Source organism: Nostoc sp. FACHB-888 (genome assembly GCF_014696655.1).
Classification (GTDB): domain Bacteria; phylum Cyanobacteriota; class Cyanobacteriia; order Cyanobacteriales; family Nostocaceae; genus Nostoc.
The window spans coordinates 1-23,979 of the sequence record NZ_JACJQM010000082.1; the positions used below are offsets into that span (position 1 = coordinate 1).

The 23,979-nt window shown below is 40.2% G+C and carries 13 protein-coding genes; 6 read left to right on the forward strand and 7 right to left on the reverse strand.

Features of this window, described 5'->3' with window-relative positions; all coding sequences use genetic code 11:
- Nucleotides 1–454: 454 nt before the first annotated feature.
- Nucleotides 455–709, forward strand: a complete 255-nt coding sequence (locus tag H6G26_RS29275) for a hypothetical protein (protein WP_190733767.1) — start codon at nucleotides 455–457, stop codon at nucleotides 707–709.
- On the opposite strand, the gene H6G26_RS29280 is transcribed toward H6G26_RS29275, so the two are convergent.
- The 6 genes from H6G26_RS29280 to H6G26_RS29305 form a co-directional block, all read right to left on the reverse strand.
- Entirely contained in the window at nucleotides 706–1,956 is a 1,251-nt protein-coding gene (locus tag H6G26_RS29280) for a PD-(D/E)XK nuclease family protein (protein WP_190733769.1), read from the reverse strand. The two genes, H6G26_RS29275 and H6G26_RS29280, sit on opposite strands and share 4 nt — an antisense overlap.
- Nucleotides 1,957–2,116: 160 nt before the next feature.
- Nucleotides 2,117–4,261, reverse strand: a complete 2,145-nt coding sequence (locus H6G26_RS29285; RefSeq protein ID WP_190733771.1) for a UvrD-helicase domain-containing protein — start codon at nucleotides 4,259–4,261, stop codon at nucleotides 2,117–2,119.
- A gap of 37 nt (nucleotides 4,262–4,298) precedes the next feature.
- Nucleotides 4,299–10,625, reverse strand: a complete 6,327-nt coding sequence (locus H6G26_RS29290; RefSeq protein WP_190733773.1) for a DEAD/DEAH box helicase — start codon at nucleotides 10,623–10,625, stop codon at nucleotides 4,299–4,301.
- Nucleotides 10,622–15,505, reverse strand: a complete 4,884-nt coding sequence (locus tag H6G26_RS29295; RefSeq protein WP_190733775.1) for an N-6 DNA methylase — start codon at nucleotides 15,503–15,505, stop codon at nucleotides 10,622–10,624. The genes H6G26_RS29290 and H6G26_RS29295 overlap by 4 nt, the downstream gene beginning before the upstream one ends.
- A complete protein-coding gene (locus H6G26_RS29300) occupies nucleotides 15,502–18,369 on the reverse strand; it encodes a DEAD/DEAH box helicase (protein WP_190733777.1) in 2,868 nt (955 codons plus the stop codon). Before H6G26_RS29300 ends, H6G26_RS29295 begins: the two co-directional genes overlap by 4 nt.
- A 540-nt stretch (nucleotides 18,370–18,909) precedes the next feature.
- Nucleotides 18,910–19,782, reverse strand: coding sequence for a three-Cys-motif partner protein TcmP (locus H6G26_RS29305; protein WP_190733778.1), 873 nt, complete (start codon nucleotides 19,780–19,782; stop codon nucleotides 18,910–18,912).
- Nucleotides 19,783–19,954: 172 nt separating this feature from the next.
- On the opposite strand from H6G26_RS29305, the gene H6G26_RS29310 reads away from it, so the two are divergent.
- From H6G26_RS29310 to H6G26_RS29320, 3 genes are all read left to right on the forward strand, one after another.
- The gene (locus H6G26_RS29310) at nucleotides 19,955–20,929 is read left to right on the forward strand and encodes a radical SAM protein (RefSeq protein WP_190733780.1); all 975 of its coding nucleotides are present in this window, start codon (nucleotides 19,955–19,957) and stop codon (nucleotides 20,927–20,929) included.
- Between the two features lie 112 nt (nucleotides 20,930–21,041).
- Nucleotides 21,042–21,278, forward strand: coding sequence for a hypothetical protein (locus H6G26_RS29315; RefSeq protein WP_190733782.1), 237 nt, complete (start codon nucleotides 21,042–21,044; stop codon nucleotides 21,276–21,278).
- A 586-nt stretch (nucleotides 21,279–21,864) separates the two neighbouring features.
- The gene (locus tag H6G26_RS29320; protein ID WP_190733784.1) at nucleotides 21,865–22,218 is read left to right on the forward strand and encodes a hypothetical protein; all 354 of its coding nucleotides are present in this window, start codon (nucleotides 21,865–21,867) and stop codon (nucleotides 22,216–22,218) included.
- Between the two features lie 235 nt (nucleotides 22,219–22,453).
- Here H6G26_RS29320 and H6G26_RS29325 read toward each other — a convergent pair whose 3' ends face one another.
- On the reverse strand, nucleotides 22,454–22,624 hold the full coding sequence (locus tag H6G26_RS29325; protein ID WP_190733786.1) for a hypothetical protein: 171 nt from the start codon (nucleotides 22,622–22,624) through the stop codon (nucleotides 22,454–22,456).
- 16 nt (nucleotides 22,625–22,640) lie between these two features.
- On the opposite strand from H6G26_RS29325, the gene H6G26_RS29330 reads away from it, so the two are divergent.
- Nucleotides 22,641–23,438 (forward strand): hypothetical protein, encoded by a 798-nt coding sequence (locus tag H6G26_RS29330; RefSeq protein WP_190733788.1) that lies wholly within the window; start codon nucleotides 22,641–22,643, stop codon nucleotides 23,436–23,438.
- Nucleotides 23,439–23,554: 116 nt separating this feature from the next.
- A partial coding sequence (locus tag H6G26_RS29335; RefSeq protein ID WP_199327142.1) for a DUF5895 domain-containing protein occupies nucleotides 23,555–23,979 on the forward strand: 425 nt, incomplete at its 3' end.

Consider the following 23,979-nt stretch of genomic DNA (forward strand, 5'->3'; position numbering starts at 1 on the left):
TTAGTTTGTTTAACCTCATAAATTTCAATTGATGATGTATAAAAAAATATCTTAAATCAAGTGATGTGAATTGATTTTTTATTGTTTGTGAGAAATTCGCGATCAAGTTTCTCTACAGCAAAGCTTACAACTATGAAGAAACTTGACTAAAGATTTAGTACAACCGATCATGGAACGCACTAAAGCACGAAATCTTTACCGTGTGGAGGAAGTATGCTAAATCATACTCAAAGACAATCCCGAACTCAGGAGTAAGGGCAGGGCGAACGCACGGGATTTCTAAAACCCTTGCTAAATAAGGATCTTAGCGAAAAACAAGCTAAATTATAAAGACGCTGAAACCCTTGCTATTAAAGGATTTTTATTTTTATACTTGAGATGCGTTTGCCCTGGGGGTAAAGGAGGCTGCTGGTGCATCGTTAGCCATGTCAGTGAGTTCAGTTGTACAGTTACAATGTGGGATGGAGAGTACACCCTGAGAATTGACCACCTGAAGCCACTGAACTACCTGGAATCGAAATGTCAGCAGATTAGCTATCACATCAGTAGATTACGGGAAAACGAGAACTTGGAAGAGGCAGCCCGTGCTGTGCTGAAGCACTTGGGGGAGTTGAAGCGACCATATTTGACTGCGGTAGAAGAAAAGCTGTTGGGTGTGATAGAGCAAGAATATGGGATTGATAATGCTGCTGGCAGTTTGAGTGGCTAAAAATGTTGATTTATTATATCAGTGCTTGAGGTCAACGAAGATAAAGAGATAGAAGGTAAATCACTATTTCTAGCAATAGGATGCAGTCGCTTTGTCAAAGCTTCTAGTTCACCACCAGCAAGCAATAATTCAATTACTTCACGACCCTGTAAAATGAATCTTTCAACTTGCTCTTCAAATGTCATGCTACCTCGCAATACTTCAGTTAAAGATTGCCTTAGATGAAGATGATGCCAAGGATTTGCTTTAATTGCTTCAAATCGGTGATCACAAAAATCCCATTTCCCAGAATTATTTTTTAATCGTGACCGGAGTTCAGTATATTCAATAGAATTAAAAAAATCTCCTTCAAAGTGCTTCCACATATCTATATGGAAAGATAAAATTAAACAAAAATTTGGGCCCAAATGGGAATTTAAAAGTTGTACGCGATGATCCGAACCATCTAAAAGAGTACCAATGAATATGCCTGGAAACCAACTATCTAAAATATCTATTCCCAATCGCCCCCACTGGTATTTTATTGGTACACACGGGATAGACGCTTCTTGATTGAATCCAATTCTTTTTGATACCCAAATCCAGTTTTTTGCCTCAGCAGCAACTAATGTTACTCTTTTTAGGTTAGGTAATAGTGATTGAGCAGGTAAAAAAGAGACTATACTTTCATAAGAAACTGGTGCTGCTGGCCCGAGATTTTCTTCAGAAAGCATATCCATAAAGTCACGAACCAGATGATCATCTGATTGTTTTTCTAACCAATATTTTAAAAAATTATAGATATCACTCCAAGTGAGAGCTAAATCTGGATTTTGTTCATGCTGACGAGTTAATCCAGTTATCAAAATTAACGAAAATCCTTGTGACCACTTTGAGTTTGATGAGGCATATTCACGATATTTATCTAGTTGCCCTAGACTCAAACTTGACCATATCTTATGTTCAAATATGAAAGCAAATTGTCCAAAATCTGCTAACATATCTATTTGTCCACCGGGAAAAGTATGTTGTGTTTTCCATTCCGGTAATAAATCATGGGTTAAAGTAAGAGACTCTGGTAGTCTAGTAGCTAGATAATTTAAAAAATTATGAGAAAGCCCTGCTTTATTTCTTAATAACCAAGCGAACCCTTCAGTAATGAAATTTTCAATCGGATCAAGTTCTTGGCTTTTGAGATATTTACGTAATGCGCTAAACAAGCTATCTGACAAGTCAAAATCCTCCATTGCTTCAAAAGGGTTTAGCATAACACATAGGCTCAGGCAATGTCCTTACCTGAAGTCTTACGATTATTTACCTGCCAAATGTGAATAGATGCAGTCCTTGAGCGATATTCTGTTTCTCCCACTGTAAGTGTAAGTGAGCGCATCACTCGAATGTATTCCGATTCGCTGGAGCACTGTCTCTTTATTCCTCATTTGTTGCTGGAAGCAAAGAACTTGGTTGCCCATAATAACTAACCGTAACGCAACATTTAGCGCGGGTAGCAGCGACGTGGATTAAAGAACGCTCTGAATTAATTAGTGAATTATATGCTGCTTTGTCAGAAGCATTAGATAATGCAGATTTTAACGGCAAAATTCCATCATTAATACCTGCTAAAAGCATATAGTCAAATTGCAAACCTTTAACTCTGTGCATTGTTGCGATACGGACACCTTGCTCGGATAAATTATCAGGTTGAGTCCGTTTGATTTCTCGTGCTTTTATACCAAATTTTTCAAACGCAGAAACATACTGTTTAACTAGAGGATTAGTACGTACTACAATACAAACATTGCATAAAGCAGTACCATTACTTTCTAGTTGCTGAAGGTGGTTACTAATGAAGTTTATTTCATCGTCAAAACTAGAAAATCCCTTGACTATAGGTTTATCTCCATGAAGCAAGGAACGATAACCTTTAAGGTCATCTTTATCACCGTCCAAGTCATCAACAGTAACTCCATCTAATACCTTTGTTGCCCACTTCCTAGTTTCGTCTGTTGTACGGTAATTAATTCTCAATTTGTGGGAGCGACCACGAATATCAATACCGCAGCGACTAAGAACAACTTTACGACCGTAAATGCGTTGGTGAGGGTCGCCAACTAGAAAAATATCATTGCCATCATCTTTAGGTGGAACTATTGCCCTAATTAGTGAGAAAACTGCATCGCTCATATCTTGAGCCTCATCCACGATTACAGCTTTGAAAGGTAAGGTTTCCCCTGGTTTATTTTGTAGTAAACTACAAACATCACGCATTGCATCTTCGCTTTCTTTCCATCCTTTTTGCTGAAGTAAAGAGCGATATTCTTCAAAAACAACCCAAATGGCGGCTCGTTCGGCTCGGTTGAGTCTTGTACCGCGTCCAGTTCGGGTAGCTGTTAGGTATTGCTTGAAGTTTGTAATTTTATTAGCTTGAATTACTTCACGCCATTCGTCTTTATAAAAAGCAAGGGTTAGCGATGGAGATTCAGGTTTACATTCGTAAGCTTTGTCCCAAAGTTCTGCCACTTGGTCATCGTAAACAATTTTAGCGCTGACTCCTTCACTTTTTAGAAATGATGTTACCCAAGCGTCAATATTTTCAACTCGTATGCGGCGCATGGTTTCAGGAGAGCAAATTTTACGTAAGTTAGCCTCAATATCGACTGCAAGGTTGCGGGTAAAGGTCGTAAATAAAATGCGATCGCCTGAATTTGTAAACCGATTTTCTGCCAGCCATTTAGCACGGTGCATTGCTACAACTGTCTTCCCAGTTCCTGCACCACCTAATACTCGTACTGGCCCTTTCCAGTCGCGTTCAACCAAACGTCTTTGGCTGGGGTGGAGAAATACGCGCCATTTTTCTAAGGGTGCAGCCAGAATTTCTAACAGTTCTGCTTCGTTTTCAACAACTCGGAAGCGGCGTTTGCTATCGTCTTTTTCTAGAGCGGCATCAATGTTATCTGTGTCGATAGTCTGTTCGCGGTTTTTATCTTGTGCTGCGAGGATTTCTTCGATGGAGTACCCAGCACCTAACATCAGTACAGCATCAGCAGCTTCTTCGGGTAGCTTAGAGACTAATTGATCGATATCTTCGTCGGTTACAACTGCGCGAATTGCACCCAATAATTCATTGGGAACGCCAAGCCGTAGTAAATATTTATCTGATATTTTATCAAATCGACCGGGAATTTCTGGTACTTTACGACTCGAAATTTCTGCTTCAATTGCGCTTGCTTCTTCAATGTCTATAATCTGTAATGCACCGGATTCTGGGTTGATTTTACACACTCGGCGTTGCGCCCAATTATAAGCATCATCATGGCTATCAACCCACAGAAGAATATAGGTATTGCCTTTATCAGGTTTAAAAACAATAGCTCTATACGATAAGTCAATGCGAACAGATTTTAATCGAGAATCTCTGCCGCTAATTGACTCATAATTAATACTAGAACTAGTTGGGTCTTTCTTGAACTTTTCCAAAAATACATTTGTTTTACCCTGAATTTGTCGGGGTAGCCTACTAAAAGCGTCAAGGAAATCCGCGGATATTGCTAGTTTTGGTTGATGATTTAACATATAATTATTTTTTTATGCTTTTATATTTAGTTAATCATTAATTGATATATTGACTGCGAAATATTTCTGGATTTGCCATAACTTCGGCAATAGTAGCTACCTGCCATCCGGCTGATTTAAATAGCTTTAAACTATTATCTCCTTCAATTAGAACAGCACATTTATAACTCGACCAAGCTAATTCAGCTTCAGCAATAATAACTTCATTACTATCCATTAACTCATAACCGACCTCTGGTAAATCCCAGTTATGCTCTTGCACATAGCGCAACAATTCTAATGTTGTCTCATCAAAAACTAGTTCCTCTAGCTTTTGCCAAGCTGTTACATTATATTGAACTGTTGGTTGAGATTGATTCTGGTTTCCTTTGGGAGGTACTAATGCAGAATTTAAACCATTTTCATTACCTAGAGCAGTCACAACGTAACTATGGTCAAGAAATTGTAAAATATTGAAATACCGTAAAACTCCTCCCCAAGTTTTTTGTAATTCTTTTTCAGCTTCTGTTGTTTGATCATCCAAATAAATAACGACAAACGAACCAGCACTATCAAAAGATGAATGACGTTTACCATCTACAGAAAGGTAAATACTTGCCCAAATCTTGTCGCTATTTATAATCAGATCAACTAAACCTAACATTTTGCCATTTTCTATTGGTTTAAATGCATCTATAATTGAGACATTACTTTTACTTAATACTGCTTCTGCCCAAGATTGACGAGCATCTTGCTGGCTGAAACGAACATTATCAAATTGAGCCGATGTTCTCATCAGAGCAAAGTTTTTCCATAAATCTCTATTTGGATTAAGTAGAAAATTGGTTAACCAAAAAAAACTATTTTTCTGAGCAACAAGCCGTAATTCACTGCATCGATATTTTTCATATAGCGTGCTTTCTTTAGCCTTAAACTGCTGACTAACACCGACTTCTAAAAGGTCAATATAAAAATCGGCTTGCTTATTAGAAAACTGCGATTCTACATCTCCCCAAGTTAAAGACCAAACGTGATATCTATTACTTTTGGCAATTGCCATACGTTGGAGGAAATCTTCAGCAATGCGGTGTGCATGGTATTGCCAGCCATCGGTAAATACGACTATTGGTTTAATTGCTGTTGTATTTTTAGCAGGATAAAAGACAAAATCAGCTAGACTACGAACTTCAATCCCTTCATTTCTGCCAAGTTCTACCTGTGGTTCAACATTCCAATCTTGATTACCAATTCTAATAAAATAACCAGCTTTTCCGTTAACTATTTCTTTGCGAACAATGGTCGGTTCGTTATTATGGCGGTAGCGTCGTAATGCTTCAATCAAACGTAGCTCAAGGATGCTGTCAAATAAGGCATTAAGCTTAACTTGAGAAAGCGCTCCTTGAGTTTCAGTTAATTGATGTCGATGGCTAACAATAGTATTAAGTAAATCAATTGCTGTCCTGCGGCTGGTTTGGTCTTGGTCAAAACTATTACGATAGCCGTATAAGCAGTTATAACAGCCATCATTGCAATCGCAAGCACGTAAAATAATTAGTGCTTTTTCAAACACAGAGAAAAAGTTATTTGGATCTCGTAGTAGTTCGCGTAGATATCCGGTACCACCAGGAATGGTGTCATATAAAAATAGAAAGGGTTTGCGTAACAAGCTAGGTGTATTTTCTTGCGGTTCGTGACTAATAAGGGTTCTGAGGTGGTCTACTTTCCCCTTAAAGTATTGTTTTAACCCTAGTTGTAGGGCTGCAATAAATGAATGTAATTTTTTATCAGAAGTTAAAGTGTCTACAGGTAGCAATATCCTGATTGCTTCTGATTCAAATTGTCTGAACAAGTACAAAATATCGGTAAAATCGTTTTCACTGCTACTTTCACGGCGGGAACAAATCAAGGCGTGTTCTGGTTTTTCCGGGTCAGTTTGAACTTTACCGCAATGGCGACAAATCCGAAAACCAGCACGGGGACGATTGATACCAGCGACTTCAAAGTTTTCAGATTGGGAATTACCCTCCCCAAAATTTACTTCTCGAAAGGTGACTCGTGAAATAAATTCAAAACCAAAGGGAAATTCATCATTTTTAATTACAAAGGTCTTTTCCCGTACTTCTGGTTCAAAATCTACCAGCATTTGTTGAGTGAAAAAAGCTGGTTGGCGCTCATCTTTATCATCACCAATACGGCTTTCTCTAGCGTTAGTGGTCGCTATAACTTGGCGCAGACGAATCATTTTGCGCTTGCGTCCTGCATCCGACCACATTCTGTCCCCACAGCGCGGACAAGCTGGTTCTTTGGCTGCATCTAGAATAGCCGGAGCAGCGTAACAACAGTTTCTACACAATCGCCACTCTTCAATTTTGGAAATGTTTAAGTCGATTTGGTCAATTTTGACGCGGTTCCCCTCAGCGTAAAATACACCAGAAGGAGCAAGTTCTCGCAATGCGATCGCACTAGGACGTTCGTACTCAAAGGTAAAGGTTTCGTACTTCCCAGATGCACCATCCCCTTTAATATTTTTTTGTCGCCAAATAATTGACTTCAGGATTACGCCGGGTTCGGGGAAGGCATAATTGGGTAGCAACCCTTCATCGGTAAAGAAGTTGAAGGTGTTTTTATCGCTGATATTTTTGGCTAACTCCATCAGCCCCCCTCGTTCGCGGTGGAGTTCGGCTAGTTCTTCTTCATGATTTTGACTCTTGGCAGCTTTTTCTTTGTCTTTGATCCGTCGCCGTAAAGTATCACTCTGGTTTTTCAAGCGACGGCGTTCTTCTACTACTTCCTGCAAGCGGTTGACAATGTGCCAACGCAGTCCCCCTTCATCGTTCTCGCCTTTCTCAATAAATATTTTTAACTGTTCGGCGCTGCGGGTGGATATTTGATTTTGGAAGAGGTCGAGAAAATCTTGCAGAAGTTCTAACTGTTGGTTTTCAATAAAACTCAGCCATGTATAAGGAAAGCGAGTTAAATCACGTTGCTGGACGCTATCTAAAACAGTCCCAAATCGTTCGGGGAGTTGCTCTGGAGTAACACCTTGGGACACCCAACGGTCGAGACAGTAAGCAGTGAGTTGGCGTTGTAAAATTGCTGAAGCATCGAGGTAAGAACCGGGAGTATCCACCCCGCCTGCAATCATTAACATTGGATCAGCCCAAAAATACAGGTCGTGGGGAGTACCGTTGGCGATCGCGGCGATAAAAGCATTCCCATCTCGACGACCTGCACGACCAATACGCTGCTGGTAGTTTGCTTGGGCGGGAGGAACGGAACATAATAAAACAGAGGAAAGCGTACCAATATCAATCCCCATTTCCAGCGTTGAAGTAGCAGAAAGAAGATTTGGGTCGTAGCGGTGGCGACCTGTGATAAAGCGATTTTCTAATTCTTCGCGGACATCTCTTTCTAATAGCCCGGTGTGTTCTCTAGCAAAAATGCGCCACACTCGACCTTTAGAATATAAATTGCGGTAAAAATCGCGGGTTTTTCGTTCAGATGGTTGATATTTCCCGGTACACTTGGAACGCATACATGGTGTATCCGTCCACAGTCTTAATTCTTCAGGGGAAACGGTAATACTGTGACCGCATTTGTCACATTCGAGGTGATGGGCTGTAGTATCTAAATATAATGCTGTTTGTTCAATACCCCAGACTTTTGCGTTATTACGTGTTTCCCTCACTCCAAGAATATGATGAGCCACCAGTTGATTTAAAACTAGGTTGTAAAGGTTTTCTACCTGGGCAACAATCAATGGCGTGTAGCTAGAAAATAGCTTAAAAGCCCAATTTTCACACCAAGTTACTTTTCCTGATGGTCGGACTAAGGTTTCAAAGCGGGGAACACTACCATTTTGGACAAAATAAACGGGTGCAAGGGAGGAAGGTCCAAAACCAGGCATAAATAATGGTTGCTGCAATCGAAAGGTTTGACCGCCACTTTCAATATAGTTTTCTGCCATCGAATGCAAAATACCGCCTTGTAGCCGTAGATGGGAAATTAAGCCCAAAAGGAAACGGTGTAGGGTGTCCTGGTCAAGGTTTTCCAGCCCGCCGATTTCGTTGCGAAGTTGTTCGAGTAAGCTTAAGCAAGCAGGGTTCAGCAAATTACTATCGAGAAAAACTGCACAAGTATCTGTGCGTTCTAGCGAAGCTCCCAAGTTTGTCCGCAAACCAATTTCTGCAACTACTTCCCAATCTAGTCGTCTATTAATTAGGTCAACAAGGCTGGGTTTTGCTGTTCCTGCTTGTTGTAATTCTTCCCATTCCCGCAGCCATTGCAAATCTGAGGGCATAAAGGTGGCAATATAATCACCATCGTTACCAATTTGATTTTGCCAATATTGATAAAAGTCAGCCCGAATATCCGCTAAATTCCATGCTATTGCTTTATTATCAAGGTGCTGGCGTAGGGCGGTTCTCAAAGTAGTGCGGAAGGTGCGAGTTTCAAAAAAGCCTGCACGGTGTGCTGCGTCTTGTACAGAGTCGGAAAAAGTAATTAGTTTGCGATCGTCGTTGTAAGCTGATGAAAATAAAGTACCAATTGCGGCACTAGCTAAACTTGCAGCACGAGAACCAAGGATTGCTAAACCATTTTTACTACCACAGAAGGGACAATCATGGTTAGAAATGCGCCGGGAATTGCCGTTTTTGGTTTTTATCGTGCGAACAATCGTATCTTGGTCTGGTTCGATAACTGGAATAAATTCCTGGCTAGCGCACCTATAACAACTGTGGGCATCTGTGCGGTTAAGGGTTAGACATTCGGTACAAAGTTGCCAAGATAACCAACCTCTATCGTTATTTTTATCTTGGTTGGGAAAAACATAGGTAATTAATGGGTCGTTTGAGAAGTAAGCTTTATAGAAGTCCCGCAGGTCACAAGCTATTTTATGGTTCGTTGCTTGCTGCCTTAATCCTCCCCATCCTGTACTACCACAGTCTCGACAGTGTATCACTGGCAGGACACGCCCTTTTTCTTCTGATGCTTGGTCGTCAGCAAATACTAATTGGGGTTCTTGCTCTACAGTCCCCACCATGCGGCGCAGTTCTCGCAACCAAAATTGCAAACGAATATTAACCCAAGGGGCAAGGGCAGTGTGCAATTGACGGCGGGCAGTGGCGCACAAAGCGATTAAACTATCAAATAAGGACGCTTGATAAATTGGGTCATCGCTATCTGGCAAGCGCATTTTCCGGCTAAGTTTCTGCCAGAGTTCAGTTAGGGAAATTGCTCCTTGATCTAAAACTTTGAGTAGATTATGGACAATAGGTAGAGATTTTAAGCGATCGCCAAGTTCAACCCGCCATTCATTATTATTAAATGGTTCGCTAATTGCTTCCTCAAACCATAACTGATATTGGGCGCGAATATATTCTTCAATAGTTTGGTAGTTAGCAGCTTTAAGAATTTCTAATTTATCAGGTTCGGGAATGGGGAGGGGGTTGATGTAAGCATCAAAGAGAAATTCCCTGCAAGCAAGTCTATCTTCTTCAACTAGGGCATTTTCGTCAAAGGGTTCGTCAAAAACCGTAGTTGCATAATCTAACATATCCCCTTTGTTACCGCTACCACCCAAGGTTGCAGAAGTACCAACACAGGCTAAATGACGTTTGGGGGTTTGCAACCTGGCTTTAAGACGGCGGATTAAACAAGCTAAATCTGTCCCCTGTGCGCCATCAAAGGTGTGAATTTCGTCAACTATTAAATAACGTAGGGTTTCTGGTGCATTTCCTACCCATAATGGTTGGTCGCCAGGACGAATCAGCAGATAGTCCAGCATTTTATAGTTAGTTAGCAAGATGTCGGGGGGACATTGGCGCAGGATATTTTTGTCGGTGATGATATGGTCTTCACCCATCATCGCCTTTGGATCTCGTTCCGACTCGCCTACAAATAACCCAGCAGTTACCTTACCTTTTAATTTTGGGTTGTGCCAAATGAGACTTGCTAACCGCTTTGCTTGGTCGGTAGCGAGGGCGTTCATGGGGTAAATTAGCAGTGCTTTAATACCCGGTTCGCTCTCATGCTGGTAGCAGTGGTTGAGGATGGGTAACATAAAACACTCTGTTTTACCCGAACCGGTTCCCGTAGCGACGAGGGTTGATTGGTAGTAAGGTGATTTTAATCGCGCGAAGGCTTGTTCCTGATGGCGGTGTGGGGGAAATGCCATTGGCACATCGGGGAAATAGTCTGCACCTGTAGAACCGGGGCGAAATGGTAAACCAACAGAGAGGTAAGGGCCTTTAAATACAGCTTCCGGTGTTGCTAAGAAGTGTTGCATCAGCCCTTCAAACCCTGGGGAGGCAGGGCGAAATTCGGTTTTGAGAAAATCTTCAATACTGGCGCGAACTTCTGAGGCGACTACTGACGGTATCATGATTTAACCTCCTGTTCGGCAAAGCGTTTTTCAAAGGCTTCCCAGGCAATGTGGTAGTCCTCCTCCCTGTCGCAACGGTCGAAGGGGGCTTGGTAGATGATAGTGCGTTCGATGGGGCCACCTGGCATGGTGTCGTCGATGATGGTGCGTTCGACTGTACCTGTTTTAATCTCTTTGATGTCTTCCCATCCCAGTTCGCCTTTTTTACCTTTGCGGGGGAAGCCAACACCTACAAGTCCTTTGCTGATGGTAAATACAATGCGCCCGTTTTGATCGTACCAAGTATCTTTTTCGTATTGGCGCATAACGGGGAATTGGACACGGTAGATGGTGATCAGTTCTTCCAGGGTTAGCCCTAATGCCATTGCTGCCAGTACATCAATTTCTACTAGGGCTTGGCGGCGTTCGTAGTCGGTGCGGAGGGCAATATTTCGTTGCCAGTGGGGGGTTAATTTGCTGAAAAATTCAGGATTTAAGGGTTTTCTGTATTCGTTTGTTGTATTGAATTCTACAGAAGTCCAGCCATGTTGATTAAACTCTGTTTTATAGCTTGTTTCCCATAATTCGGCATAATGGTTAGTTAAACAAGTAAGGGATAAACAGCGAATAATTAAAGCATTATCGTATTTCGTATCAGAAATAACCGGAAAATCCTCTAACATTTGATGCAAATTAGTTTTCCCTGTTGATTTAACTAAAAAGTCATAAATGATAGAAGAAGTTAAAGCGCTTAATATTAAAAAATCCTTTTGTAATTGATTTGAAAAAGTATAACTTTTAATACCATTAGTATGTGTGGAAATTTTAGGAATAATACTACTAATTAAAGTTCTTTCTTGATTTGGATTTAACATATTACGAAAAACTAAACGATAATATTCTGTAACTTGCTTTGTATTACTTTCTCCATTTTCAATCCAACTGATCGAAGGAACACGATTGAAATATTCTATTTCACTGCAAGCAGGAATATAGTTGGTACGAGGTAAATAATTATCCGTAATTGTAGTTAAATCAATTACATCATAAGCATTTTGACTATTACAAATTGATTTTGGTGTTTTATAAAAAGGAGTACCTACGAAAAAATGAGGACCTGATAAAATCCATTGTTGTGATGATTTTGCGAAACAAGTATTTCTTTGAATAGTACCATCTTTTTCAGCATTGACTTCATTCCAGCAAGTTGAAGGAGTGGCATAATATTTATCTTTTAAATTCCCTAAACGTTGGCTTGGTAAAGCAAATCTTTCTAATACATTTAATAATTTATCAGAGTGTAAAGCAGGTAATCTTGCTTGTAAAGCTGGGGTATTTTCTTCATCATAAAGTGTAGCAAATAATTGTAAAGTATTTTGGTTTATTTCAATAATTCGCTTTTGATGTCCCTCAAGATTCCATTGGTTAAGATTATTTTTTATTCCGTCAGTTTTTCCTTTGCCATTATGTTCAAAACATTTATCAACTGTTTTTGCATGGAATAAATTTGCAATATTATAAAAACTTATTTTATCTAAAATCTTGCCATAAATATTAAGACTATATTTTGCATTATTGTCTACATCTTTAAAGAGCATAATTTGATTTACAAATTGAAAATGATATTTTAAACGAGGATAAATCTCTGTTCTAAAAATGCCACCTTTGGGATCATCGTAAATACTGTCTTGATGAATAAATGCTTGTACTCCTCTTTGATTAGAAAATTGCCAAGATTGAGGAACAAAACATTTATATAAATTTGCTTTCTGTCCAGCTAATAAAGCATAATTTTGTTTTGCATTAAGAAAGTCTTGAATTGCAGTTGATGTTTCATACTCTGAAAAATAAATAGAAAATAAAGTTGGATATTTAACAAATATATCCCCTGCTTTTGCTATTTTGTCTAGTTCACTTGAAGAAAAACCACGCACATCATACAAAGGTTCGGCATCACCCATTACTCCACCTTTATCCCACTCAACTTTTAACCAAGGCGGATTTCCTAGAAACAAATCAAATCCACCATTATCTGCAAAAACATCCGCAAACTCTAATTCCCAATGAAAAAATCTCTTCTCTTTCGCAATCTTTGCAACTATCCCCAACCTCGGAAAACGTTCCGCCAACTTTTCAACATTCACTAGCCCATAATTATCAACAAACTTCTGCACCTCATTCTTTTGTGCTGTATCAGGAAATAACGGTAACTCAGCTTCGTGCTCAAACGTCATTTCAGTCTCACCTAAAATGACCGCCAATTCCATAAAATACTCATACCTTGACGGCAATAAATTAGCTTTTTCGATTTGCCAAAACCACAAAGCACACCAATAGTCCATGACAAATTTCAACCGTCGATAAGAGCTAGAATTACCCACACCTTCGGATAATTTCTCTTGCGCTAAAATCTTATCTTTGATTTCCAAAGTGCTGCTCTGATGTACATCCTCTTCATAACCAAAAATACTCAACGGGTCAGTAGTGCGTTGTCGTATCACTCGCAGTTCATCGGTGTGATGCTGCCAAAGTTCATCTATGCGTTGAGATAATGTCACTAAACGATCAACATCAAAATCGTCATAGGTTGCTTTACAAAATTCCTTATGCCAGTTATTTATAGTTTCAATTTTGTTTGGTGCTAGAGACTTGATAACTTTATCGGTATAATTCGCCATTCCTGGGTCAGGCAACAAAAAATGAAACACCACCCCATCAGGTAACTTTTCCGCTATCATCACCCGTTGGGGTTCGTGGTCATACCAGTATGGTTGTTTCTTCTCACGCGGAATTAACGTAGTGCTGTACACCTGACGACGCGCACCAATTAGTGAATTACCGCAGTGCAGTTGCATTCCAAACCAAGGTACAAAAGCCTTTCTATTTTCCGGTTTGTAAATACAATTCAACCACAAGGACACTTCTGCTAACTCCATAGCAACCGGGTTCAAGTCGATTCCAAACACGTTACGGTCAACCAAAAACATTTTGACTTTCTGCTTTTCCTGCAAATACTCGTCATGGGGAATGCGTTTCTCTAACTCGTCCTGCTTTAACTCCAAGTATTTCTCTGCTAATTGATTAACAGCTTCATTTAAAAATGCTGCACTCCCCATTGCCGGTTCGCAAACCTTCAGCTTGAGAATATCATCAGCTGTTTTGTCCTTGAGCAATTCCTTCAACGCATACTTAACCAAACAACGCGTTAACGATTCCGGCGTATAATAAGAAGCAGAATTTTGACGATCTCTTCCTGCTAACCGATAGATAAACTCACCCTTGGGGTGCATTTTCGCCGTACCATCAGCATTAAATACCCGCTCCGCCGTCGTATATTGTTCTAAATTTTCCAACTTGACGAAGTAAGCAACATCCAATTCGTCATAGTTGTTTTTTCCACTTTTGGGGGTTTCTTCTTCTACTTCTTCCTCGTCATCTTCCCCAGTTGATCCTTTACTGTTTTTCGCTGCACGCTGCACTTCATACAAATCAGTCTCAGCAAAAAAGCCCCGGAAGCACAGTAAAGATTCATACACAGCACCCAACTGGATAATTCCCAATTGTGCATAAGAAATACGTCCCCGACGCTTACCTTTACCCTCCCGTGACAGGGACATTAATTCAATCACGTCTCGCAGTACACTATTGCGGAACTTGACACGATTCAGTAACTTAGTGCGTTCTGGGTCAAATAAATGACTTTTTAATGGTGCAAGTTCAAAAGTGTTATCATAAATTTTCTCTTCAGGTAAATACAGAGTTCCCGCATTACTTGGTGCGTACCCTTGCCAAATTATTTCAAATAGTTTGGTAAGAGAAGCATTAATAAAATAACCATTTTTATCTTCTTCTGTCCGCAATTCTACTTGCTCTAGTTCCCGCAGTGATTCTAAACTATAACCTTCCCGATAAATATCAGCATTCATCGGCGCATAACCTAAATCCCGTCGTGCTTCGATGTAAAAAAGAAATAGCAAACGGTACATATAACGCAAACATTGAATTGATAATTGTCCTGCCTCTAATTGCCCAGAAAATACTCCTTCCTTACGCTTAGTTTTTAAATACCAAACTGTTTCATTACCCAAAATTTCAATTGATTTTCTGAGGGCATATTTCAAATCATCGGAAACAGAAAAAGCATGACGGTGAGAATTTTCATCTAATTCATCGAGTAAGGCTGTACCCTCGCTAGGACAGGTATGTTCTTTATGCAGTAATGTCGCCGTTGCAAGTAGTGTATCCGATTCCTTGCGCGATAAAATTTCTGATAAATCAAACCGCAATAACCGTGATGCATTCCACTTAAAACGGTCAATGAGAATAATTTGATGAATACTAGCAAGTAATAACCATCGGGGTGGCTCATCTTGAGCGAAAATATAATCAGAGACAATATCTTCTATAGTAAAGTCAGACGAAACTAATTCCGTATTTGTATTATTTTGATTATTTTCTTTTTCAGTAACTTGTGCTTGATTTAAATTTAAATCTAAAATATCAATGACTTCATCGCCTTCTGGTAAAGCTTCTATAATCCAAAGCAACGGCACTCCATTACTTTTTTTGACTTCACACAGTATTGGGAGTAATTGCCCTTCATCAAGAATGCGCTGAGTAGGTTCAATCTGATAACCTAAAGCACCAAAAATTTCCGAAAACCATTGCTGTTGAAAAGTTAGACGTTCCGCAATCTCCTTTTCTTTGCTAAAATTATTTATAAATCTAAAATAAGATGCAGCTAAACTTCCCAATAATTCGGGGGGAGATTTTGTTTCATTGTCAGCCGCAGCTTCTCGCCAGCGTTGAGCAATTCCTTTAATATCATCTTTGAGAATAGCATCAATATAATGATTGGAATAAAACTCATTTTCGTTAGCAATTCCTATTAATTGGCTCATACAGTAACCCCCTGCAACACAGCAATAATTTTGATATATGGAGCAGGTTCGGTAGTCATGCTATCCTCCACCCAATGCCAATATTCATTAAAAATTTGCTCAATCCTGCGTTCTTCTTTTGATTTTTTCTGTTCAACTAAAGGAGTACCATCTGCAAAGCGCACTGTTAATTGCTGATAATGTTGACCTTTGAGCTTATCTAAACGATTTAATTGTTCCTGTAATTGGACGTTAGTTTGATCTTCAAATTTCTTCTGTTCCTCTAGCATTTTCTTTTTTGCTTCGCTGACTGCCAACCCGCGTAAATTCAAAAGTTTTTCATCAACAGGCAATATTTGATTGGGAATCAAGGCTTGACCGAATTCGGTACGGCGCAGCGTTTCCTCAAAATCTTCTATATGCTTAACGTTTTGATTTTGAAAGACTATACTTACCCATTTATTGACTAGAGGCTGCCCACGACGGTTAGGAATTATGCCTAACATAATAAATACAACCTCATTGCTCATTAGCTGGGGTAAGGCAATAACAGGTGCTTGATGCCTACCGAAAAGCGTTATACCACGGTCGTTTAACCAATCAACTATCGGATGCAGTTCCCAAAGATACTGAATAGACGGCCAGCGTTCCTCAGATTTTCGTGATTCCTCTAGTTCGCGCATCACTTTGTTGCGATCGCCAGACAAACGCAATGCCTCATTCGATGCAGGTTGAATTTCTTTTGGTAAACGCTCAAAACGCGATCGCAGTTCGTTGGGCATTGTTAACTCGATTAGCAACTCTTCCTCAAAACTACGTAATTGCAAAGGATTTTCTTCATTAACCGCACCCAATGCCGCCAAGGTGTAATGATAATCATCGGGAAATAAACTTGGCATTTTCTGCATAGCTGCTTGTGCTTGGGGTTCCTCACTCACTTCTGGCTCATCCCCAAACACATTAGCAAACCAGTTATCATCATCCTCTATTTTTTCATCCGGTTGCAGCCGTGCATCAAAACTTTCTGCGGTTTCTCCCTGCTCAATTGCTTCTATGGCAGCTGATGTCACTTCCACCTCTTTATCGACATCAAACACCCCCATAAAAACAGAAGGGTCGCCAATATTTTTAATTGCTTGCTCGTCTTTCCTAACTAAAACGCTAACAATACGCTCTGCTTCATCAACTTTTTTGTTATTTGAGCGAGTCAAAAGATAACGAATTTGCGGTTGTTGCTCTTGTCCGTAACGGTCAACCCGTCCATTACGTTGCTGCAAAGCCATTAAAGACCAAGGAATATCAAAATGTATGAGACGGTGCGAAAAATAATGTAAATTAATCCCTTCCGATGCCACATCCGTAGCAACCACCAACCGCAACGGAGATTTTTCATTACCAAATTCTTCGATAACATCCATCAACTCAACATCTGGCATTCCCCCATCAAGGGTAGCGATCGCTTCTTCTTTTAGCTTTAAGTCACGCTTTAAACTCTCCTTAAGAAACCGCATCGTCTCTAAACGTTCGGTAAAAATCACAATTCGGTCTTTTGGGTCTATACCTTTCCAAGCAAATCCTCCAGCTTTATTTGTGCTGATTAGTTTTAACAGCTTTTGATACTTTGAAAAATTTCTATCATTAATGGTTTCCAAAGCTGAATGTAAAACGCTTAATTCGGCAACATCGTCACCAAAACGCTGACCATCAGTTTTTTCTAATCGCTTGATGCGATTGCGTACTGTTTCCAAACAAGCCATCGGGCTGGACAGCATTGATTTTAACAAAGTAGTTTTAAACAACTTACCTACTGAAGCTTTTGCGTCAATCCCAGCCAGCTTTAAGTTATTAAGAATTTCAAATGCTTCCTCTTCTTCTACAGAAGCATTAGTTTCTAGCGCTAAAACCTGACGTTCAGGGAATTTTATAAGAAGTTGGCCAATAACATCTTTCTTAAACCGCCGGACGTACAAATCTCGAATATCTTCCTTGCTGTAGTTCGACTCGTTAGCAATCGCTGTTGGGTCGAGCATATTCATCAAGCTAGCAAAGCTTTCCGCACGTCCATCATGGGGTGTGGCTGATAACATTATTAAGCTATCGGAACGGCTTGCTAAACGGTCAGCCAACTTAGAACGCAGCGAAGCACTGCTACCACGTCCGCGACGAGCAACATTGTGTGCCTCATCAATGACTATTACATCCCACTCAGCTTGCTCGATGTAAGTACGATACTCTCGGTCTTGTTTGAGGGTATCAACTGAGACAATAGCTTTATCATAATAGTGAAAAGGATTATGATTTGTGGGGATACGAGAGCGGATGCGTTGGATACCTACAGAATCAAGGCGTACTAGGGGTATAGTAAAACGTACCCAAAATTCTTTCTGGAACTGAGTCAGCATACTTTTGGTTGTTACAACCAAAATCCGTTTCGCCCGTCTCCGACGCATCAACTCAGCAACCAAAATTCCTGCTTCCAAAGTTTTTCCCAAGCCGACAGCATCTGCAATTAACAAACGTTGTCGCGGCATCGAAAGCGCTTTGAGCGTTGGATCTAATTGGTAAGGCAGCACATCCATTGCTGCTTTATGACCAATGTAAAGATTAGTCCCTGTGGGGGCAGTTTGCCGTAGATGAGCTTCGATAAAAAGCAGCGAATTCCTATAACCAGAAGTATTATCTGGTACTAAATTAGTGTTTTTCGGGTCTAAAACTTCTAGGTTTTCTTCTAATTCTTTGACAAACCGTGCAGTCCGACCTTTAATAAAATCGCTTACACCTACAACTTCAATTACCACAGAACCACTGGGTGTTCTTGAAGTGGATTGTACAAGCCACTCTGCATCTCTAGCAACAATCCGCGCACCAGGGGCAAGCGTTTCCATATAAGCACTAGTCTTTTTAACTTAAATGTGGAAGTGATAGTACATCACAATCCAATGCTTCTTGCTCTGCTTGCCATCCTGAATAAGAAATTTCCCCTTCTGGAAATTTCTTTGGTGCATGAGATTGAGAGAAGTATTGATTACGTAATATTGTAAACTCCAGTTTCAGAAATACTACAGTGAATATACGTAATAATCTATAATCAAAGACTCTGTAATTTCTCGTGGCGGGAGAGTTTCATAATTGCATAAAATACAATCAGTCATAGGAAAGCAGCTGCGACTTATGTTTGCAATTGATTCTGTGAGGAACTTTGAGTTAGAGACATGGTTGCTGGTGATGAGGTGCTGAGAAGGAAAATCTGGGGATGTAAGTAAGCGATCGCTCTGATCGCTCTAAAAGCCCACCGTAGGCATCGCCCCAACTATCGACACTCCCGCAAGAACATCAAGAGCTTTGCTGATGCTGGCTATTGGATAGGTACTAGTCGCATTGGTGTTAACCTTGTACCCAAAAACGAGAATTAGTTCTTTTTACCTTCATGCTTTTAATATATGTTGTGCAATTTTAATCGCTGTTTTTGACCCTTTGGGATTAGCGGATGCAAAACAAAGCAAGTACAGTGGACTATTACGCGAGTTACGTAATACAAGTGGATTTTCTGCAACTCCTGCAAATATAGTTTCTAATCTTTTTACAAAATACCTACCGATTGCCTCACAATCTACAGTCTTTTCTCTTTGAGGGCTGTTCTCGAATAAACTTAGTTGTCTTGTCGTTGTGTAAAAACTGTCAAACCAGTCTGTAGTTCCAAATGTTTCGTCAAGTCTTTTCTTTAAAGATTCTTTGATATTCCCATCTCTTGTTAGTAGCCTATTTATTGCAACTCCCAAAGGAAATAAATACCAAAGGTCAATGGCTTCAGTGTGAGCAATCGCTTCGATTGTTGACCAAGGTATTTGCATTCCAAATGGATCTAAAAATAGTACGGCACGATTAGCCCGCCAATTTTTATCACATAATGTTTTTAAATAATTATTTGCATCATCATTAATTATTTTAATATCTTGATTTTTGTCTAAAAATTCTACTTTTAGCTGCTCTAAATGAGGAATTTTGTTAATATCTTTCTCTATAAATATATATTTGTTAAATCTTGGTTCTACCTGAAGTGCTATGCGTGCCGAACCATCCATAAATTGTTGTGACTCTTGGTCTATAAGTTCGGGCAGTAACAACTGATTTTGTTCTTCTGTATCTTTAAGAGTTCTGTATCCAGTGCCAGCAAATGCATCAATATAAGCGTATTTAAAATTGTATTCTTTTAATATAGTTGTATAAGCAGGAAGATATTTACGAATTCTATTTAATTTTTCTTCTGTCCAATTGCCACCAAAGGTTTGCTTATTCATCGACTTACTTCTTTCTAGTAAATTAGACTTGGGTTAATCTTACAATTATATATCTAAATATTTTTACTATATCTAAAAGAATGATATAATTATTGTAAAAATAATGAATTAATTGTGATGTTACTATTTTTTGGTTAGTTAGATTGTATGAATATCAAAGTGAGCGTATTATATGGTAGTTGTTAAAGGAACCGAAAAAGTAGTTAATCCACTTCAACAAAGTCAACTTAATAAAAAGGGACTGTGTGACTACGTAATTAACATTGCATCAGGTTGTTTGCATGGTTGTACCTTCTGTTATGTACCCTCAACTCCAGCCATCCGAGCAAGGCAATCACAACTAAAAAACAAAGGAGTTGATGACCCGCAAATGGACTGGGGGCAGTATCTCTTTGTGCGTCAAGACATCCCCGAAAAGCTAGAGAAAATACTTAGCCGTAAGAAGGTTTGGCGAGAGACACCAGCAGGTCAAGGTGTAGTTTTGCTCTGCTCAGGTACTGATCCATATCAAAACAAGCAGACTGCAAGTATTACCCGTAATGCTGTTGAGATTTTATTGAAATATAACAAAAGAGTGAGAATTTTGACTCGTAGCCCTTTATGGGTAAAAGATATCGACATTCTTAAGCATCCTAATGTAACAGTTGGAATGAGTCTGCCATACTTAAATGACGATTTAAGTCGGCAAATTGAACCTCATGCACCTTCACCAAATTTGCGCTATGAGGCAATGTTAGAAGGTTACAAAGCGGGGTGTCGGTTGTATGTTGCAGTTGCTCCCACGCCTCCCAATATGGTTTTAGATGATTTTAAAAGGCATTTGGAAAAAATGGTGCGTATCAATCCAGAGGTGATATTTTGGGAACCAATTAATGCCCGTGGCAGCAATGGGAAAAGAATGGTGGCAGCAGGACTAGATTTTGCGGAGGCTGTTATGACTAAAAACTCATGGGCAGAATGTTTTATTAGGCAATGGGAATATATAGAAACTGCTGCAACTGAGTTAGGATGCCTAGATAAGCTTCATATTTGGGTTGACCCTGGATTAAAAGACTATGTAGATAGCAAGAAACTCAATCATTGGCTGTACAAACCAACAGTTGAAAATTGGAACATATCTGAAGATTCACGACACAAGGCAGCTTAATTTTTTATGCGATCACGTCTCATTCAAGCGAACACGCAGAGCGTATCGTAGAGAGGAAAACCCAAGCGATGCCAACGGATGTAAGCAAACGTCCTTAATCCCTCCAACCCCAATGACCAACATCTACAACCTCGGCATAACCGATACTGAATATGCCCAGCTACTAGCCCAAGGCTACGACCCCAATCTAGAACACCAGTTGATAGAGCTTGGCGAGAGCATAGACCAAGCCAGGAAGCTAGCGCGAATAGTGGGACTGACCAAAGATAAAGCACCTGAGACAGACGAGGAGTGGCAAGAGTTCATGGCAGTGTGGGAGAATACTTGCAATGATTCTGTGGGAAAGTGAGCGCTCACCCTCATTCTTAAAGGAAATCCCAAGCGATCGCTATAAAGTGGGTGAGTATGCCAGGAGCAAATTTACTATTTATTTTCTAGTACATTCTAGCCAGTTGTGGCCTTCGCGCAGCGTCTCCAAGAGTTGCGATGACCGAATACTGTGAATTGGCTGCTGAGTTATTTTATAACATTGGGTCAACTTAGGCGACTTGTGCCTGTTCTGTTGATATCTCATTGCTATCGGTGAAATATCAAAGAGCGTATGCGATTGATGAAGGGACTGCTCTGCCCTAAAAGTGCGATCGCTATTTCACAGCAAACGGTTGTAATTAGGGTGCAGTAATTAGCATCTTCCAGTGATACAGCGCTTCCGGCTATTATGAAATATAGTTTTCTCCTTGCCCCTCTCCTATCATCGCTTTCAGCTTTTAGAATGTACCTCATAGCTGGCGGAAGTGCTGTATAAAAATTGATTTTGTAACTGTCGAGTTCTCTTGTCTTTGCGAATCTGGCAAACCACAAAATTGAAGCGATCGCGTTTCTTAATATAATCGCTTTTGCTTTATCAATAACAATAGTAGTTGCTATAAAATTTTATGTCAACTACTATGGTTAGTGAAAATCATCAAAATATTGAAGTAAATCTTGTGTTAGTTCCGATAGAGGAAGTGCAAACAGTCCGTTGGGATGCCAAAAAAGCTGCTCTATTAAAAGATAAAAAAGAGAATTCTGGGTTGTCTTTCAAAAAAATTGAGATTTTGACAGAACAGCTAGGAAATAGATGTAGTGATGCTTTCATCATTCGGTTAATAAATGATGACTTTGATGGTGTATCCGTAAAACAGTTAGAAACATTGTGTAAAGCAATTGGCGCACAGATGAAGGATTTTATTCCGCAAATAGAGCTTAAAATACCTCAATCATCTCTTGACATCACTAACAATAGTTAGTATTATATTAATTATAAGAGAGGAATCAAGCGCCAGCCTCCCAGCTAAATATAGAGGCGCTCACCATTGAACCTTGAAAATAGTAAATTTATTAATCCACCTGGGAGAGTAGCTGAGGCACTGACGCAACCGGAGAAAGCGAGGGGAACAGGAAGGGAAATCGATTTGCGCTGAATAAAAAGTTGCCACAGCAGTACGATAGCCGCTTTGAAGCTCGTTGCCGACTACCGCCCGATCAAGAGATATGCTGCTGTAGCAAGCTCCGGTCACTGGCTAGGAGCAAGAGAATATTAGGCTTCGCCAATTCTAGATTGAGAGTGTTGTGGCTTGCCACAACATCAATTAGTACACAAATCAAAAGGCGATCGCTACGTCTACCAAACTCTGCGATCGCCCTTTTACCCATTTAAGAGGTATTTCTAATGATGACACAACTTTCAGCCCCTGCGCCAACAAAAGATCCGTTAACCACACGCGATCGCCAAATCATTGCAACCATCGTCAATCAATCGGACTATTCAAAAGAGTGCAAGCCCGAAGATGTAGTAACTATCTGGATCAAAAGTGATGATATTGTGTGGGTAAAAATGACCCACGGCTATGCTCGATACCACAAAGAACCATTCAAACGCGCTGTTGCAGACGTTAAAGCGAGTCTTGCTGCTCCAGTAGAGTGCAATCACCAGGAAGATGAGGAATTAAAACAAGCTGCTGAGAAAATTGGCTTGTTAGGTGATTGTGATTGGCTATCGTTAAGCGTCCAATACCATTCTGATAAAGTAATCGGTCATGCTGGTTGTTATATTTCCCACAAGGCTCGAATATTAACCCCATCGGCTGAATGGGATTTTACACTGCCGAAGTGGAATATGCCTGCTGCCATCTGTCCAGACTGCGAAGGACATGGGTGCGGTAACTGTGGGTATCGCGGGACTCGTGCAGAAGACTTGTGCGAACCAGTGGACGACTATCGACTGACCTATGTAGGACGCACTGACCTTCAGACGGCTCACAACGTATATCTAGATGGTGAATTCTTGGGAATTATCTTCAAGGTCAGAAATGCTGATGAAGTCTGGGAAAACGACCCCAAGACTTATTACTGGCGCTGTGGTGATGGAGTCCAGTATTGGAGTGTGAAAGAGGCTGTAAAGGTTCTATCCAGGGCAACTGCTCCGATTGAACTGCCGCAAGTTCGTCGGGAGTTGGTAGCGGCGTAAATAAAAAGGTGGAAGAAAATTCTCTTCCATCACTATTTTAAAATCAGTGCCACTCAGAATTAAAGCTTCGCTTATTTTTTGCGAAAACTAACATTAAAGAAAGGCAAGCAGCTACTATGACAGCTTTTGACTTTGATTCTGCTGAACACAAGGCATACGAAAAGACTCCAGCAGCTAAAAGTATTCCTTCACCAGCAGGCATTTGGATTGCTTACGAAAATCAACAATTAGCAGGATGGTACAAAAATAAAGAACTAGAAGGTGGGAAAGAGTATAAAGTACTTACTAACAAGTTGGACGAAAATGATGAAAAGATAGGCATTCCTGGCGCTCTTTATAGACAACCACGAATACTTGTGATTGGGCGATCGCCTCTGCTATACGGAAACGATAGAAAGGTGATTGGAGTTTGGCGTAGCAGTGATGGTTTGGAAAAGAACGCCTACAAATTCGGTAGGCGGTATATGGTGATTTTCGTCGATGCCCAAAATCAACCTCTTCATATCGCACCAGTACAAATAACTGCTTGGGGAGTGTTTCA